Genomic DNA, 14,218 nt, shown 5'->3' with positions numbered 1-14,218 from the left:
CAGCTTGAAGGCGAGGATCTGGCTCGGAGCGTCGGTCAGGCGCTGCTCGACGACCGGTCGGGCCACCGTTTCGTAGAAGTCGCGGTTGAAGACCAGCCGGACCGCCGCGACGCCGACCGAATCCACCGACTTGCCCCAATGTGCGAAAAGGACGCCTTTGCGCGCGTCGAGGCTGCGGAACTGCACCGCGCCGATGCTCAGGCCCAGTTCATCATGCAGCCGCGCAATCGTGCCCGAATGGCAGCTGTCCGAGATCATCACGATGCGCACACCGCTTTTGAAATCTCCGAAGAGATGCCACAGCTCATCGTCGATCATCTGGTCGTCATAGAGGCAGATCGTGCTGTCGGGATTGCGGTTGGCGATCTCCTTCTCGTCGCCGTTGAAATCGGCGAGCTGGCTGCCGTGGCTCGCATTGGTGAACAGGAACTGGTCGCCCGCGTTGAGGTCACGGGCGGCGCGGCGCAATTCCTCGATGACCGCCTCCCGCGTCGCCTCGCGCGAGAGGAGGGTGGTGGTCGCATAGCCCTGCGCGTCGGCCAGATCGCGAAGGGCACTGGCATCGTCATCCGCCCAGCCATCCTTGCCCTCACCGTCAGGGCAGACGCCGTGATGGAAGAAGGCCTTGATGTCCGATCGCAGGCTGCGGATGCCGTCCTGTGCGGTGCCTTCGGCAACATCGTAAAACATCGCCATCCGATGAAGCATGGCAGCGCTGACCCGCGCGGGTGGCGGGTGCGGACCGTCGCGCTGTCGAAACTGGACGTCGATCTAGGGCCTGTCCCACGCAATTGCCACGCCTACGCTGATCGCACAGGTCGAAGGGCAGGATGCCGGGGCTGCCGGATGCGAACAGATCATACCAAGACAGATGCTCGGGCGGCAAAAGCTCGAAGCGCGGGACAAACATGTGATCACGCAGGTCGATGAGGTCGCGTTTCGCGCCGATTTTTGGAAATCCAGCGATCTCATCCATCAAATTACCTCAACGTCGCGATTATTAAAGGAAATGAGAATCTGACATGCAGTTGCGCGAAGCTGATAATATGCTGCCGCGATCAGCCATAAGTGACGCGGCGAAGTGACGCCTCAATTCACTCCGGTTATTTGGTCGTGGGTATTGATGATGAAATCATCTTTCGGGAAACGGGGATTGACAGGCTGTGTTCAGGCATGTTCCGGCGCAGGGCCGTCCTGATATTCCCGAGCCTTGCGGGGACGTGATCGTTTGCGCGCGGTTGCTGCCTTGGGCGGATCGGTTGCCTCCACCATATCCTCCGGCATTTCCGGGGCCATCGCATATATCGAAAGGCCGACATCCAGCGGTTGTATGGAGAGCCCGGCAAGCGCCCTATGCACGCCGGTTATCAGCCCCGGCAACTCGGCCTGGTCGATCCTGTTGCTGCTGGCCAGATAGCCCATGACGATTTCGACCGTGCGATCGACAAGATAATTCTGCTCACCGGCCAGAGCGTCCTGTGGCCCATCGTCGAAGGGGGGCGCGACCTCATCGGAGAACATGGTTGCCGCCGGGCTTTCCGCCGCGATCTCGGCATCGGCGAAGTCTGCGAAGGCCAGTTCCGGCATGAGCTGATCGGACAGGCTGTACTGTCCGGCCACGAGGTCTTCGGTCATCATGACCGCGTCGAAGCTGCGGGCATGGGGCATCTCGACGTCGCCGGGCGCCCTGACGCTTGCCCGCGCGGCGGCCGTGACTGCCTGCAGAAATGCCGCGTGATATTCGGCGATCACCGTCGCGAGCAAGACCCGCCGGCCGTTGATGGTCTTGAACTCGCGCCCGTTGATGATCTCGCGCGCGCCGACGGGGTCATTGACGTTGCGGTTGAAATAGCGGGCCAGCGTGTGTCGGCCTCGGGCATCGCCGCGAAACCAGCCCGCCTCGGTTCCCACGAACAGGATCGTCGCGGCGTATTCGGGCAGCATGGCCAGATCGGGATTGCGGACCAGATCCGCACCGACAAAGGCCCCGGCCCGGGCGTAGTTCTGCGGCCAGGTCAACTGGACATAGCCGCGCCCGTAATAGGGGTAATAGCGCAGGTTCCTGCGTCGCCAATCCTCGGACAGCCAGAACGCTTCCCGCACGGGCTGCATGGTGCGCGCGGTCTCGTGAAAGGCGGTCGCGAACAGATAGGCAAGCCAGCGCAGGTCAGAACCGGGCGCGCGCCTTTCCCAACTGTTCAGAATGGCGTCCATGCCTTCCACCTGAAGCTGCGTCAGGCGACCTCCGAACAGCGGACGGATCCGGTCAAAGAAAATGCGACGATCCAGCGACATGATACTTCCCTCATTAACAAAAACAGGGTCGACTCATGAAAATATCGAAATATCAGCCGATAATGCAGTGACGAAGTGACGACTTGCATGGGTCATATATACGACCAGGATTTATATTATCAGAATTGGCGCAAAATTTCTACTACCATGTTTTCGCGAGGCGCGTCCCTAACCGACAGGGTTCGAATATCGCGACGAAAGACTTTCCCGACCAATGCGATTTAGTCAGGCTCTCCCGTGCCCCGAAGGCAGGGCAAGCTGCAACGGCGCGCGCCAGCCATAGCCATTCGCGAGGTCGAGGCAGGTCTCGATGCGTTCCACCGCGCCATAGGTGTCCACCGATCGCAGCGATGCCGCGGCCGCCGCATGGGCGAAGGCTAGGCATTCGTCCAGCCCCCGCCCGCGCGAGATGCCGCAGAAAAAGCCCGCGACGAAGGCGTCCCCGGCGCCATTGGTTCCCGCGACGGTGGATTTCGGCACCTGAACCGAGGGATGGGATGCCACCGCCCCGGACCGGTCCACGGCGACCGCACCCGACGGGAAATGCACCACGACCATGGACATCGCCCCCATCTCCAGCGCGCGGCGGGCGGCCTGCAGGATGGCGGGCGCCGCCACCTCTCCGCCGGGCAGAACCTCGATGCCGGTCAGCGCGCCGATTTCGTAATCATTGACCACGAGGTAGTCGAGATGCGGCAGGCAGGGCAGGACCAGTTCCCGCAGCGTGTCGGCGGCGATGGTCATGACCTCCAGATTGGTGCGCAGCCCGGCACTCCGCGCCTTTCGCAGCACCGTCACCCAGCCATTCGGATCATTCTGCCAGGGCGCGTCCATGGCCGCATGGGTGCCCGGCAACCCCAGATGCAGGATGGCTGCCCGCGTATTCGAAAAGTCGAAATGATCCGGCGTCAGCAGGTCGCTTGATTCAGCCTGAAACAGATGCGTACGGCGGCCGTTCTCCAGCGCGGTGAAGGCCATGGTGCGGTGGGTGGGTGCGGGAACGACGTGGAAGCGCGCATCGATCCCGTTTTCGCGCGCGATGGAGCGCAGCAGCGCCCCATCGCTGTCATCCCCACAAAGCGCAATGGTCGAGACCGGGATCTCGGGCGCCAGCCGGCGCATGTCGACCGCGAAATTACAGCCCGATCCGCCGCCCTGCCGGGTGCTTGACAGGATCCGGGTCGCGGTTTCCTCTCGCGGCCAGTGGGGCAAGGTCATGTTGTAGTCGACACACCAGGTGCCGCCGGTGACGAACCCGTTCCGTTCCATTGATCCGACCTGTGCTTGGGGTTCAGGCGGCGGCTTTCAGCACCGCCTCGGTGATCTGGACATCCTCGTCCAGCGCGCGCGTGGGCGTGATGCCGCTCCGCGCCAGGCTGCCGTGATATTCGCGCACCGCCTGTTCGGAGTTCAGATCGCCATCCGCCACGGCGCGCATCATGCGCACCATCTCCAGCGGGTCGTCGGCAAGGTTGATCTTGCGCCCGAACAGCGCGACCCGCGCGCCATAGCGTTCGATCTGAGCGATCAGCTCAAGGCAGTCGCGCGTCGTGCCAGCACCCCCGCCAAGGATGCCGACGATGACCGATGGGTCGTATCCGGCAAGCTCCTCCAACGCGGCGGGGCCGTTATAGGGGATCTTCAGGAACTCCGGCCGCTCGCGCGTGCTGAGGCCGGCAAGGCAGCGGATCATGGCGTCATTGACGAAGCCGGGAATATCCTCGGGCGCGAGGTTCACGGGAGCGTTCGGGTTGAACACTTCAAGGAAATACTTGAAATCATTGTTCAACGCATCCTCGCGGAATGCCGCGAACTCTTCGAGCGAGAAGTAATCCGCGTCGAGATCGTTGTTGAAGGTGATCGAATAAAGACCCAGATCCGTGCCAAGGGACTTCGCCACGGCGGGGTTCGCGGTGCGGAACGGGCGCGATGGCTCGGCCGCATAGGTGGCGCCGCGAAACACCCAGCAATCGGTCGCGTCATTGGCGCGGACCACCGGCTTCACCCGGCTGTTGCTATAGACCCCGCGCGCGTTCAATGCCTCCAGATTGGAAACCGAGGTCAGCATGATATCCACGATGTCCTGCTCGACGATCGCCTGGATCTTGTCGAGGAACTCGGCCCGCGTGCGATAGCGCGTCCAGCTTCCGTCATTGGCGCGGTGCGGCCCTGAGGAGTTGATCGAAGGCCCCATGTCGCCGTCCTTGGCGTCGGCGATGATGAAATCGCCCTTGCCGTATTTGCCCGCCCTGATCCGCGCGAGCTTTTCGTCCATCCTGTACATCACGTTCTCCCTTGGTCGTCGTCGGTGGGTGGGGGCATGGCGCCGGTCATGATGGCGACGGCGTCGGACATGCTGATCTGGTCGGGGCGGACCTGGGCGATGCGCCGGCCCAGCCGGTGGATATGCACGCGGTCGGCGATCTCGAACACATGCGGCATGTTATGGCTGATCAGCACGACCGAGATGCCGCGGCGGCGCACGTCAAGGATCAGGTCCAGAACCTTGCGGCTTTCCTTGACGCCCAGTGCCGCCGTGGGCTCGTCAAGGATGATGACGCGCGAGCCGAAGGCGCAGGCCCGCGCCACCGCCACGCCCTGCCGCTGGCCGCCAGAGAGGGTCTCGACGACTTGGTCAATGTTCTGGATGGTGGCTAGGCCAAGCTCGCTCAGATGCTTGCGCGCCTCGGCCCGCATCCTTCCCCGGTCCAGCGCCCGCAGCCAGCGCCCGCGGAAGCCGGGCTTGCGATATTCGCGACCCAGAAACAGGTTGTCGACGATGGTGAGCGCCGGGGCCATGGCGAGGGTCTGGAAAACCGTCTCGATCCCCTTGGCGCGGGCTTCCATCGGATTGGCGAAGCGAACCTGCTCGCCCGCGAGCCAGATCTCGCCGCTATCGGGGCGGACGGCCCCCGCGAGCGCCGCGATCATCGAGGATTTTCCCGCGCCATTGTCGCCGATGACGCCTAGGATCTCGCCCGGATAGAGGTCGAAATCCGCCCCGTCCATGGCGACGACCCGGCCATAGGCCTTGCGCAGGTCGCGCGCGGCAAGGACCGGCTGGTGGCCCGCAGCGTCGGGGATCAGCGCCGCGCTCAATTCGAGATCCTCCGCAGCCATTGGTCGAAGCCCACGGCCATGATGATGAGGCACCCGATCGCGAATTCCTGCCACAGCACGTCCAGCCCCGCGAGGGCGAGGCCGTTGCGGAAAAAGCCCACGATCAGTGCCCCGATCAGCGTGCCGAGGATCGAGCCGCGCCCCCCGAAAAGCGAGGTTCCCCCGATCACCACGGCGGTGATGCTGTCGAGGTTGGCCGAGCCTCCGCCCAGCGGGCTGACCGCGCCGATCCGTCCGATCAGCACCCAACCCGCCAGCCCGCAGATTGCCCCGGCGATCAGATAGACGGAAAACAGCACGCGCCGGGTGCTGATGCCCGATAGGCGCGCGGCCTCGGGATCATTGCCCACCGCATAAATGTGGCGGCCGTAAGCGGTGCGGTTCAGCATGTACCAGAGGAGGCCCGCCAGCCCCAGCATCAGGACCGAGCCGAGCGTCAGCCGCCATGCGCCAAGCTGGAGCGCGGTCCCGGTCCATTGCAGGATCGCCGCGTCGGCCGCGATTTCCTGCTGGCGGATGGTCTGGCCGCCGGACCAGAATTGCACGAAGGCGTTGAAGATGCTCCATGTGCCGAGCGTCACGATGAAGGGCGGCAACCGCAGCCAGGTGATCAGCAGCCCGTTCAGCGCACCGCAGGCCGCACCGACCGCAATGCCGGCCAGCAACGCAATTTCGGGCGGCAGGCCAAGCGTCAGCGCCATCTGCCCCATCGCGACCGAGCTGAGGACCATGATCGCGCCGACCGACAGGTCGATCCCCGCCGTCAGGATGATCAGCGTCTGCGCCAGCGCGAGCATCCCGATGACCGTCACCTGTTGCAGCACCAGGGACAGGTTGAACGGATGGAAGAAGCGCTTGCCGACGATCAGCGAAAAGATCGCCAGGCCGATGACCAGCACCAGAAAGGGGATGATCGTCGGATTGCCGTGCAGGAAATTTATCACGCGACGGCCAGGCCCCGCATGTTCCGAGAAATGTGGCGTGTCGTCAGACGACATCCGTCACCCCCGTGCTGTCAGATGTGATTGGGCAGCCCGCAAGGACGGCGGGCCGCAGGCCGGGTCAGCCCCAGCAGATCTTTAGGGCCTCTTCGCTGGTGATCGATTCCAGCCCCTCGACGGGCTTGTCCGTCACCAGCTTGACGCCGGTATTGGTGAAGGTCAGTCCCTCGGACGGGGCGGGGACGGTGCCGTTCTTGGCATGTTCGACGATCGCTTCGACCCCCAGCGAGGCCATCAGCAGCGGGAACTGCATCGAGGTCGCGCCGATCACGCCATCCGCCACGTTCTTGACCCCCGGGCAGCCGCCATCGACCGAGGTGACAAGGACGGACCCGTCCGCCTTGCCCGCGGCCTTCAACGCCTCCCACGCGCCGGCGGCGGTGGGTTCGTTGATCGTATAGACCACGTTCACGTCGAAGTTCTTTTGCAGCAGGGTCTCCATGCCGTTGCGGCCGCCGACCTCCGAGCCTTCGCCCATCTCGTGACCGACGATGCGGGCATCGTCCTCGTCACCGCGGCGGGCCGGATCCTTGATGTCGATGCCGAAACCTTTCATGAAGCCCTGATCGCGGGCGACGTCGACCGTGGGCTGGCTTTCATGGGCGTCGATGAAGGCGACATGGGCCTTCGACGCGGCTTCGTCCCCCAAGCTGCGCCGCGCCCATTCGCCGATCAGCTCACCGGCGTGGAAGTTGTCCGTGGCGAAGGTCGCCTGCGCGGCATCCATCGGCTCCAGCGGCGTGTCGAGCGCGATGACCAGCAGTCCCGCATCCCGGGCCTTCTGGATCGTCGGCACGATGGCCTTGGTGTCTGAGGCGACGATCAGGATGCCCTTGGCCCCTGCCGCGATCAGGTTCTCGACCGCCTGGACCTGGGTGTCGTTGTCGCCGTCGAATTTCCCGGCGAAGGCCTGGAACTTGACCCCAAGCTCCTTCGCCTTTTCCGAGGCGCCCTCGCGCATCTTGACGAAGAAGGGGTTGGTGTCCGTCTTGGTGATCAGGCCGACCAGAATGTCGTCCTGAGCCTGGGCAGTCGAGACGCCGAGACAAAGCGCCGCAATGGCCCCGCCATAGGCGAGCCAGCTTCTTTTGCTCATTATTTCCTCCCTTTATGCGCGCTCCTCCACGCATGGGACAAGTGAACGGGCGGCGTCACATTCTGTCAATAAAAACATTGAATGCCTATCTTTTGCCCAATATTATTCATAAGTGGTGCGTGACAACTGCGACGCCGAAAGCCTAGGAAAACATGAGGAAAGACGCCGCCACGGCCATTTACCGCCTTGTCCGCAGCGGAGAGGCACAGACCCAGCGCGAGATCGAAGCGGCCACGGGATTGTCACGCGGCACGGCGGCGCTGAGAATCAGCGAACTCCTCGATGCCGGGCTGCTCTGCGAAGGGGCCGCACGGCCCTCGGTCGGGGGCAGGCCGGCGCGGGGCTTCGTGATCAATCCCGATTATTGCAATCTGGTCGGCATCGACATGGGAGAGCGGCGCGCACGCGCCTGCCTGTTCGACCTTGCCGGCCGGATGCTGGACCAGCGCATCATTGATCTGGACCTGCGCGCCGCTCCCGAGGTCACGCTGGGCGGGCTGGCCCGGATGACGGCCGATCTCGACCGCTCCGCCGCCGCGACGGCGCGGGTCGCGGCCGTGGGGCTTTCCGTCCCCGCGCCCTTCGATGTCGCCTCGGGGCGGGTCGCGATGCCCTCGGTCATGTATGGCTGGGAGGCGATCGACATTCGCAGCCGGCTTGGGGCGCTGACCGGCCTGCCGGCGGCGGTGGACAATGACGTGAACCTGCTCTGCCTGGCCGAGCATCGGCTGAACTGGCCGGGATGCCGCAACTTCGTGATGATCAAGGTCGGGACCGGGATCGGCTGCGGGATCATGGTCGGGGGCGTCCTGCTGCGCGGCGCGTCGGGAACTGCGGGCGATCTGGGCCATATCCAGCACGGCATCCAGCCCGCGCCCCTTTGCCGCTGCGGCAAAGAAGGCTGCACCGAGGCCCATGCCGCCGGCTGGGCGCTGGCCCGCGATCTGCGCGGGCTGGGCTTTGACTGTCAGGACGCGCGCGACGTGATGGAGCTTTGGCTGCGCGGAGAGCCGGAGGCGCTGAATTCGATCAATCGCGGCAGCCGGGTTCTGGGCAAGGTCAGCGCCGATCTGGTCGCCATGCTGAACCCCGAGGTGCTGGTGATCGGCGGCCAGCTTGCCCGCGCCGGCGAGGCCATGCTGGCCGGGGTGCGCGAGTTGATCTACAAGCGCTGCCTGCCGCTGGCGACACAACAACTGACCATCGCGCTCGCCAGCAATTCCGAGGATCTGGGCGTGCGCGGCGCCGCGCTTCTGGCGATGGAGGAGCTTCCGATCTGATCGGGCGCTCTGCTTGGGGGAGGGGAGGTTCTACCGATGACCGGCTATGATCAGGTGACGATCGACGGGCTGCTGTCGCGCCTCGGGGCGTTGGCGCAGCGGCGGCGACTGGTCGCCGTCGCCGGCCCGCCGGGCAGCGGAAAGTCGACGCTTTGCGACCAGCTGGTTCAGGCGCTGAATGACCGGCAGCCGGGGATTGCGGCGGTGGTGCCGATGGACGGGTTTCATTTCGACGATGCCGTTCTCAGGGCGCGGGGGACGCTGGACCGCAAGGGCGCGCCCCATACCTTCGATGTGGGCGGGCTTGCTGCCATGCTGGCGCGGCTGCGCGCCAATACCGAGGATGAGATCGCCGTCCCGGTCTTTGACCGCGACCTCGAGATCGCGCGGGCCGGGGCGCGGCTCATCCCCGCCTCGACGCCCCTGCTGCTGATCGAGGGGAATTACCTGCTGCTGGATCGGCAGCCATGGCTTCAACTGAAACCCTGCTTCGACCTGACCATCCGCCTCGAGGTTCCGCGCGCCGAACTCGAGCGGCGCTTGCTCGACCGTTGGCTGGGGCTGGGCCTGCCGCCCGAAGTGGCCAAGGCGAAGGCGCTTGGCAACGATCTGCCGAATGCCGATCTTGTCGCCTCGTCCAGTCGTCCGGCGGATATCACGCTGAGACAGCAGGGATAGCTGCACTCCGCTCTGCCCTAGAGACGGTCGCTGCCCGCACCTGAATGATCCTCGGCGCAGAGCCCGTGATTTCCCAGCACCTCGATCACCCGGCACTCGGCGATCGTCCCGTTTGAGCAATGCCCCAGCATCCTTTGCAGCTCGCCCCGAAGGGCTTCGAGGCGCGAGATGCGGGCATCGACCTCGGCCAGCTGGCGGCGCGCGATGTCGTCGACCGCCTCGCAGGACCGCCCCGGCTCGTCCGACAGGCACAAAAGCTCGCGGATCGAGTCGAGCGAAAAGCCGAGATCGCGGGAATGGCGCACGAAGGCCAGCCGGTCCCGCGTCGCCCGATCATAGAGGCGGCGGTTCCCCTCGCTGCGGTCGGGTTCGGGCAAAAGGCCGATCTGCTCGTAATAGCGGATCGTCGGAACCTTGACTCCGGTGGCCTGCGAAAGCTGTCCGATGGTGAGCATCGCGAAAAAACCTCTTGCTCCTCTAGGTGCTAGAGGAATTAGCAACGGGAATCGATGCAATCAAGCTGCCGGACCGCCCGGCAGGAGGGGAACTGGACATGGTCGAACAGATGGGCCGCAGGGAATGGACCGTAACCGGCATGGATTGCGGGGCCTGCTCCACCAAGGTGACGCGCGCGGTCGAGCGTTTGCCCGGCGTCAGCGGTGTGAGTGTCGCGCTGATGACCGAGCGGCTGACGCTGGACCTCGCGCCCGGCGCGACGACAGCCGCCGCCATCGAGGAGACGGTGCGCAAGCTTGGCTTCGGCATCGCGCCGAAGGGGCAGGAGCCGCCGCGCAAGAAGGCCTTCGTGATCCCCGGAACGCCCCCGCATCCCGAAGCGCGGCCCGCCGCCCCCCTTCCCGACGCGCCGTCGGAGGCCGGAAATATCAACCCCGGCCAAGGCTGGCACCAGACGGCCAAGGGGCGGCTGGTCCTGCTGACCGGCGGGCTGCTGGCACTGGCGTGGAGTGTCGAGCTAATCGCCCCCACCTCGCTTGGGTATTGGGCCTTCCTGCTCGCCTGTCTCATCGGCGTTGCCCCGATCGCGAGACGGGCATTCACGGCTGCCCGTCTGGGCCAGCCCTTCACCATCGAAAGCCTGATGACCATTGCGGCGCTCGGCGCCCTCGTGATCGGCGCCGCCGAGGAGGCCGCGCTGGTGGTCTTTCTGTTCGCTGTGGGCGAAATGCTGGAAGGCGTGGCGGCCGGAAAGGCGCGCGACGGCATCCGGGCGCTGGCCGCGCTGGTCCCGAAAACCGCGCTGCTGGAAACCGCCGGCGGCCCGCGTGAGGTGCCTGCCGGGCAGTTGAGGGTCGGAGAGGTCGTGCTGGTCCGCCCCGGCGACCGCATCCCGGCGGATGGCGTGATCCTCGAGGGGATGAGCGGGATCGACGAAAGCCCGGTGACGGGCGAAAGCGTGCCGCGCACCAAAGGGCCGGAGGACGAGGTCTTTGCCGGATCAATCAATTCCGAGGCCGTTCTGCGCGTCCGGGTCGCGAAGGCGGCGGCCGACAATACCATCTCCCGCATCATCCGCCTCGTCGAGGAGGCCGAGGAGGCCCGCGCCCCGACCGAGCGTTTCATCGACCGCTTCTCGCGCTGGTATATGCCTGCGGTTGTGGCGATTGCCGCGCTGGTCGTCCTGCTGCCGCCGCTGCTCGGGGGCGCGGATTGGGGCACTTGGATCTATCGCGGCCTTGCGCTTTTGCTGATCGGATGCCCCTGCGCGCTGGTGATCTCGGTTCCGGCCTCGATCGCCTCGGCACTGTCATCGGGGGCGAAACGCGGGCTGCTGATGAAGGGCGGCGCCGTGATCGAGGCGGCGGCCAAGGTCAGCCATGTGGCTTTTGACAAGACGGGCACCCTGACCCAGGGCAAGCCGGTGGTGACGGATCTCGTTCCCGCTCCGGGGCTGGACGAGGCCGGTCTGCTGGCCATCGCCGGGGCGCTCGAGGCCGGGTCGGGTCATCCGCTGGCGCTGGCCATCCTGCGCCGCGCGGCCGATGCCGGGCTTGCGCTGCCCCTCGCCACGGATGCGCGGGCCTTGCCCGGCCGCGGCGTGGAGGGGCGGGTCAATGGCGCGCAAACCTGGATCACCTCGCCACGCCACGCGGCCGGGATGGGCGGGATCGACGCGACCCTCGCGCGCCAGGCCGAGGCGCTGGAGGCAGAGGGCAAGACGGTTGCCGCCGTCTTTCGCTCAAACGAGCCGCTGGGGCTGATCGCGCTGCGCGACGAGCCGCGCGCCGATGCGGCGGATGCCATCCGGCAATTGAAGTCGCTGGGCATCGGGGCAACCATGCTGACCGGCGATAACGGCCGCACCGCCGCCGCGATCGCGGGCGGGCTGGGTCTGGACCACCGGGCCGAGATGATGCCCGAGGACAAGCTCGCGGCCATCCGCGACATGGATGCGGCGGGCGGCGTCATGATGATCGGCGACGGGATCAATGATGCCCCGGCGCTGAAGCAGGCGGGCGTCGGCGTCGCCATGGGATCGGGAACGGATGTGGCGCTGGAAACGGCCGATGCGGCGATCCTGCGCGACCGGGTGACGGACGTGCCCGCGCTGATCCGGCTGGCACGCCGGACCATGGGCAATATCCGCCAGAACGTCGCGCTGGCGCTGGGGCTGAAGGCGGTTTTCCTCGTGACCTCGGTTCTGGGGATCACCGGCCTCTGGATCGCGATCCTTGCGGATACCGGAGCGACCGTCCTCGTCACGCTGAATGCGCTGCGCCTGCTGGGCTATGACCCGACCAAAGACAGCCGGTCCGCGTGACGGGGAGCCCGCTTCGCCGCCGAAGGGGGGCGAGGCGGGCGGGGGTCCGCTTATTCCGGCAGGATACGGACCGCGCCCTTGTCGGCCGACGAGGCGAAGGCCGCATAGGCTTTCAGCGCCGTCGTGACATTGCGTTTGCGCGGCTGGGCGGGTTTCCAGCCCAGACGGTCCTGCTCGGCCCGGCGGGTCGCAAGCTCGGCCTCCGGCACGGCGAGGTTGATCGTGCGGTTCGGGATGTCGATCTCGATGATGTCGCCGTCGCGAACCAGACCGATCATGCCGCCTTGCGCTGCCTCGGGCGAGGCATGGCCGATCGACAGGCCCGAGGTGCCGCCCGAGAAGCGGCCATCGGTGATCAGCGCGCAGGCTTTGCCGAGACCGCGGGACTTCAGGTAGCTGGTCGGATAAAGCATCTCTTGCATCCCCGGCCCGCCTTTCGGCCCCTCATAGCGGATGACGACGACGTCGCCAGCCTGCACCTTCTTGCCAAGGATGCCGCTGACCGCCGCGTCCTGGCTTTCGAAGACGACGGCGGGGCCGGTGAATTTCAGGATCGACTCGTCCACGCCCGCGGTTTTCACGATGCAGCCGTCCAGCGCGATATTGCCGCGCAGCACCGCCAGACCGCCATCGGCGGTGAAGGGCGAGTTGACCGAGCGGATGACGCCATTCTGGCGGTCGAGGTCCAGCGTCTCCCACCGCGCATCCTGCGAGAAGGCAACCTGCGTCGGGATGCCGCCGGGGGCGGCGCGGAAGAAGTCATGGACGGTTTCGCTGTCGGTGCGGCTGATGTCCCAGCGGTCGATCGCCTCGCCAAGGGTCGGGGCATGGACGGTCGGGGTGTCGCGGTGGATCAGCCCGCCGCGCTCAAGCTGGCCGAGGATCGCCATGATGCCGCCGGCGCGGTGGACGTCCTCCATATGCACGTCCTGCTTGGCCGGGGCGACCTTCGACAGGCACGGCACCCGGCGCGACAGCGTGTCGATGTCGTTCATGGTGAAGTCGATCCCGCCCTCATGCGCGGCGGCGAGGATGTGCAGCACCGTATTGGTCGAGCCGCCCATCGCGATGTCGAGGGACATGGCATTCTCGAAGGCGCGCTTGTTCGCGACATTGCGCGGCAGGACCGAGGTGTCGTTCTGCTCGTAATAGCGTTTCGCCAGATCGACGACCAGATGCCCGGCCTCGACGAACAGGCGCTTGCGGTCGGCATGGGTGGCCAGCGTCGAGCCGTTCCCCGGCAGCGACAGGCCAAGCGCCTCGGTCAGGCAGTTCATCGAGTTCGCGGTGAACATCCCCGAGCAGGAGCCGCAGGTCGGGCAGGCCGAACGCTCGATGACCTTCACATCCTCGTCCGAGATGCTTTCATCCGCAGCGGCGACCATCGCATCGACCAGATCGAGCGCCACTTTCTTGCCGTGCATGACGACCTTGCCCGCCTCCATCGGTCCACCCGAGACGAAGATCGAAGGGATGTTGAGGCGCATGGCCGCGTTCAGCATGCCGGGCGTGATCTTGTCGCAGTTCGAGATGCAGACCATCGCGTCGGCGCAATGGGCGTTCACCATGTATTCGACGCTGTCGGCGATGATCTCGCGCGAGGGCAGCGAATAGAGCATCCCGTCATGGCCCATGGCGATGCCGTCATCGACCGCGATGGTATTGAATTCCTTGGCGATGCCGCCTGCCGCCTCGATCTCGCGCGCGACGAGCTGGCCCAGATCCTTCAGGTGGACGTGACCCGGCACGAATTGCGTGAAGGAGTTGACCACGGCGATGATCGGCTTGCCGAAATCGCCGTCCTTCACGCCGGTCGCACGCCATAGGCCGCGCGCGCCTGCCATGTTGCGGCCATGGGTGGTGGTACGGGAACGATAGGCTGGCATTTGGCTTTCCACTTCACTTGGCGGGTCGATCTGGCTCGGAGCGGGCCGGCGCAGATGCAGGGCATCAGGCCTTCATATACGCG

Annotated in this window: 11 protein-coding genes and 1 pseudogene; 3 read left to right on the top strand and 9 right to left on the bottom strand. The window is 65.8% G+C overall.

The annotated features are described in order from the left end of the window. The 7 genes and pseudogenes from VNQ78_RS14180 to VNQ78_RS14150 all read right to left on the bottom strand — a co-directional run. Positions 1-690, bottom strand: a pseudogene (locus tag VNQ78_RS14180) (hypothetical protein); the annotation flags it as partial. A gap of 477 nt (positions 691-1,167) precedes the next feature. Further along, complete coding sequence (locus tag VNQ78_RS14175; RefSeq protein WP_325690871.1) at positions 1,168-2,295, bottom strand: glycoside hydrolase family 19 protein; 1,128 nt, start codon at positions 2,293-2,295, stop codon at positions 1,168-1,170. 225 nt (positions 2,296-2,520) lie between these two features. After that, entirely contained in the window at positions 2,521-3,564 is a 1,044-nt protein-coding gene (locus VNQ78_RS14170; RefSeq protein ID WP_325690869.1) for a carbohydrate kinase family protein, read from the bottom strand. Positions 3,565-3,586: 22 nt separating this feature from the next. Beyond that, positions 3,587-4,579, bottom strand: coding sequence for a hypothetical protein (locus VNQ78_RS14165; RefSeq protein ID WP_325690867.1), 993 nt, complete (start codon positions 4,577-4,579; stop codon positions 3,587-3,589). After that, positions 4,579-5,415, bottom strand: a complete 837-nt coding sequence (locus tag VNQ78_RS14160; protein ID WP_325690865.1) for an ATP-binding cassette domain-containing protein — start codon at positions 5,413-5,415, stop codon at positions 4,579-4,581. Before VNQ78_RS14160 ends, VNQ78_RS14165 begins: the two co-directional genes overlap by 1 nt. Then, positions 5,391-6,413 carry an ABC transporter permease gene (locus VNQ78_RS14155; RefSeq protein WP_325690863.1) on the bottom strand — a complete coding sequence of 341 codons (1,023 nt, stop codon included), beginning with the start codon at positions 6,411-6,413 and terminating at the stop codon, positions 5,391-5,393. Before VNQ78_RS14155 ends, VNQ78_RS14160 begins: the two co-directional genes overlap by 25 nt. A gap of 64 nt (positions 6,414-6,477) precedes the next feature. Continuing rightward, positions 6,478-7,512 carry a sugar ABC transporter substrate-binding protein gene (locus VNQ78_RS14150; protein WP_325690861.1) on the bottom strand — a complete coding sequence of 345 codons (1,035 nt, stop codon included), beginning with the start codon at positions 7,510-7,512 and terminating at the stop codon, positions 6,478-6,480. Between the two features lie 152 nt (positions 7,513-7,664). Between VNQ78_RS14150 and VNQ78_RS14145 the strand changes: the two genes are divergently transcribed. Together VNQ78_RS14145 and VNQ78_RS14140 are read left to right on the top strand one after the other, a co-directional pair. Further along, positions 7,665-8,792, top strand: coding sequence for an ROK family protein (locus tag VNQ78_RS14145; protein WP_325690859.1), 1,128 nt, complete (start codon positions 7,665-7,667; stop codon positions 8,790-8,792). Between the two features lie 36 nt (positions 8,793-8,828). Further along, positions 8,829-9,470: a nucleoside triphosphate hydrolase gene (locus VNQ78_RS14140; RefSeq protein WP_325690857.1), complete on the top strand. Its 642-nt coding sequence runs from the start codon at positions 8,829-8,831 to the stop codon at positions 9,468-9,470. A gap of 17 nt (positions 9,471-9,487) precedes the next feature. Here VNQ78_RS14140 and VNQ78_RS14135 read toward each other — a convergent pair whose 3' ends face one another. Next, the gene (locus tag VNQ78_RS14135) at positions 9,488-9,925 is read right to left on the bottom strand and encodes a helix-turn-helix domain-containing protein (protein WP_325690855.1); all 438 of its coding nucleotides are present in this window, start codon (positions 9,923-9,925) and stop codon (positions 9,488-9,490) included. 98 nt (positions 9,926-10,023) lie between these two features. Here VNQ78_RS14135 and VNQ78_RS14130 point away from each other — a divergent pair, with 98 nt between their 5' ends. Next, positions 10,024-12,249 (top strand): heavy metal translocating P-type ATPase, encoded by a 2,226-nt coding sequence (locus tag VNQ78_RS14130; protein WP_325690852.1) that lies wholly within the window; start codon positions 10,024-10,026, stop codon positions 12,247-12,249. A gap of 50 nt (positions 12,250-12,299) precedes the next feature. Here VNQ78_RS14130 and ilvD read toward each other — a convergent pair whose 3' ends face one another. Then, positions 12,300-14,135, bottom strand: a complete 1,836-nt coding sequence (gene ilvD, locus VNQ78_RS14125) for a dihydroxy-acid dehydratase (RefSeq protein ID WP_325690850.1) — start codon at positions 14,133-14,135, stop codon at positions 12,300-12,302. Positions 14,136-14,218: the final 83 nt, after the last annotated feature.

Origin of the sequence: Paracoccus sp. (in: a-proteobacteria) (genome assembly GCF_035556475.1) — a bacterium.
GTDB lineage: Bacteria > Pseudomonadota > Alphaproteobacteria > Rhodobacterales > Rhodobacteraceae > Paracoccus.
The sequence above is the reverse complement of the archived record's forward strand: the minus strand, read 5'-3'. Positions and strand labels throughout refer to the sequence as shown.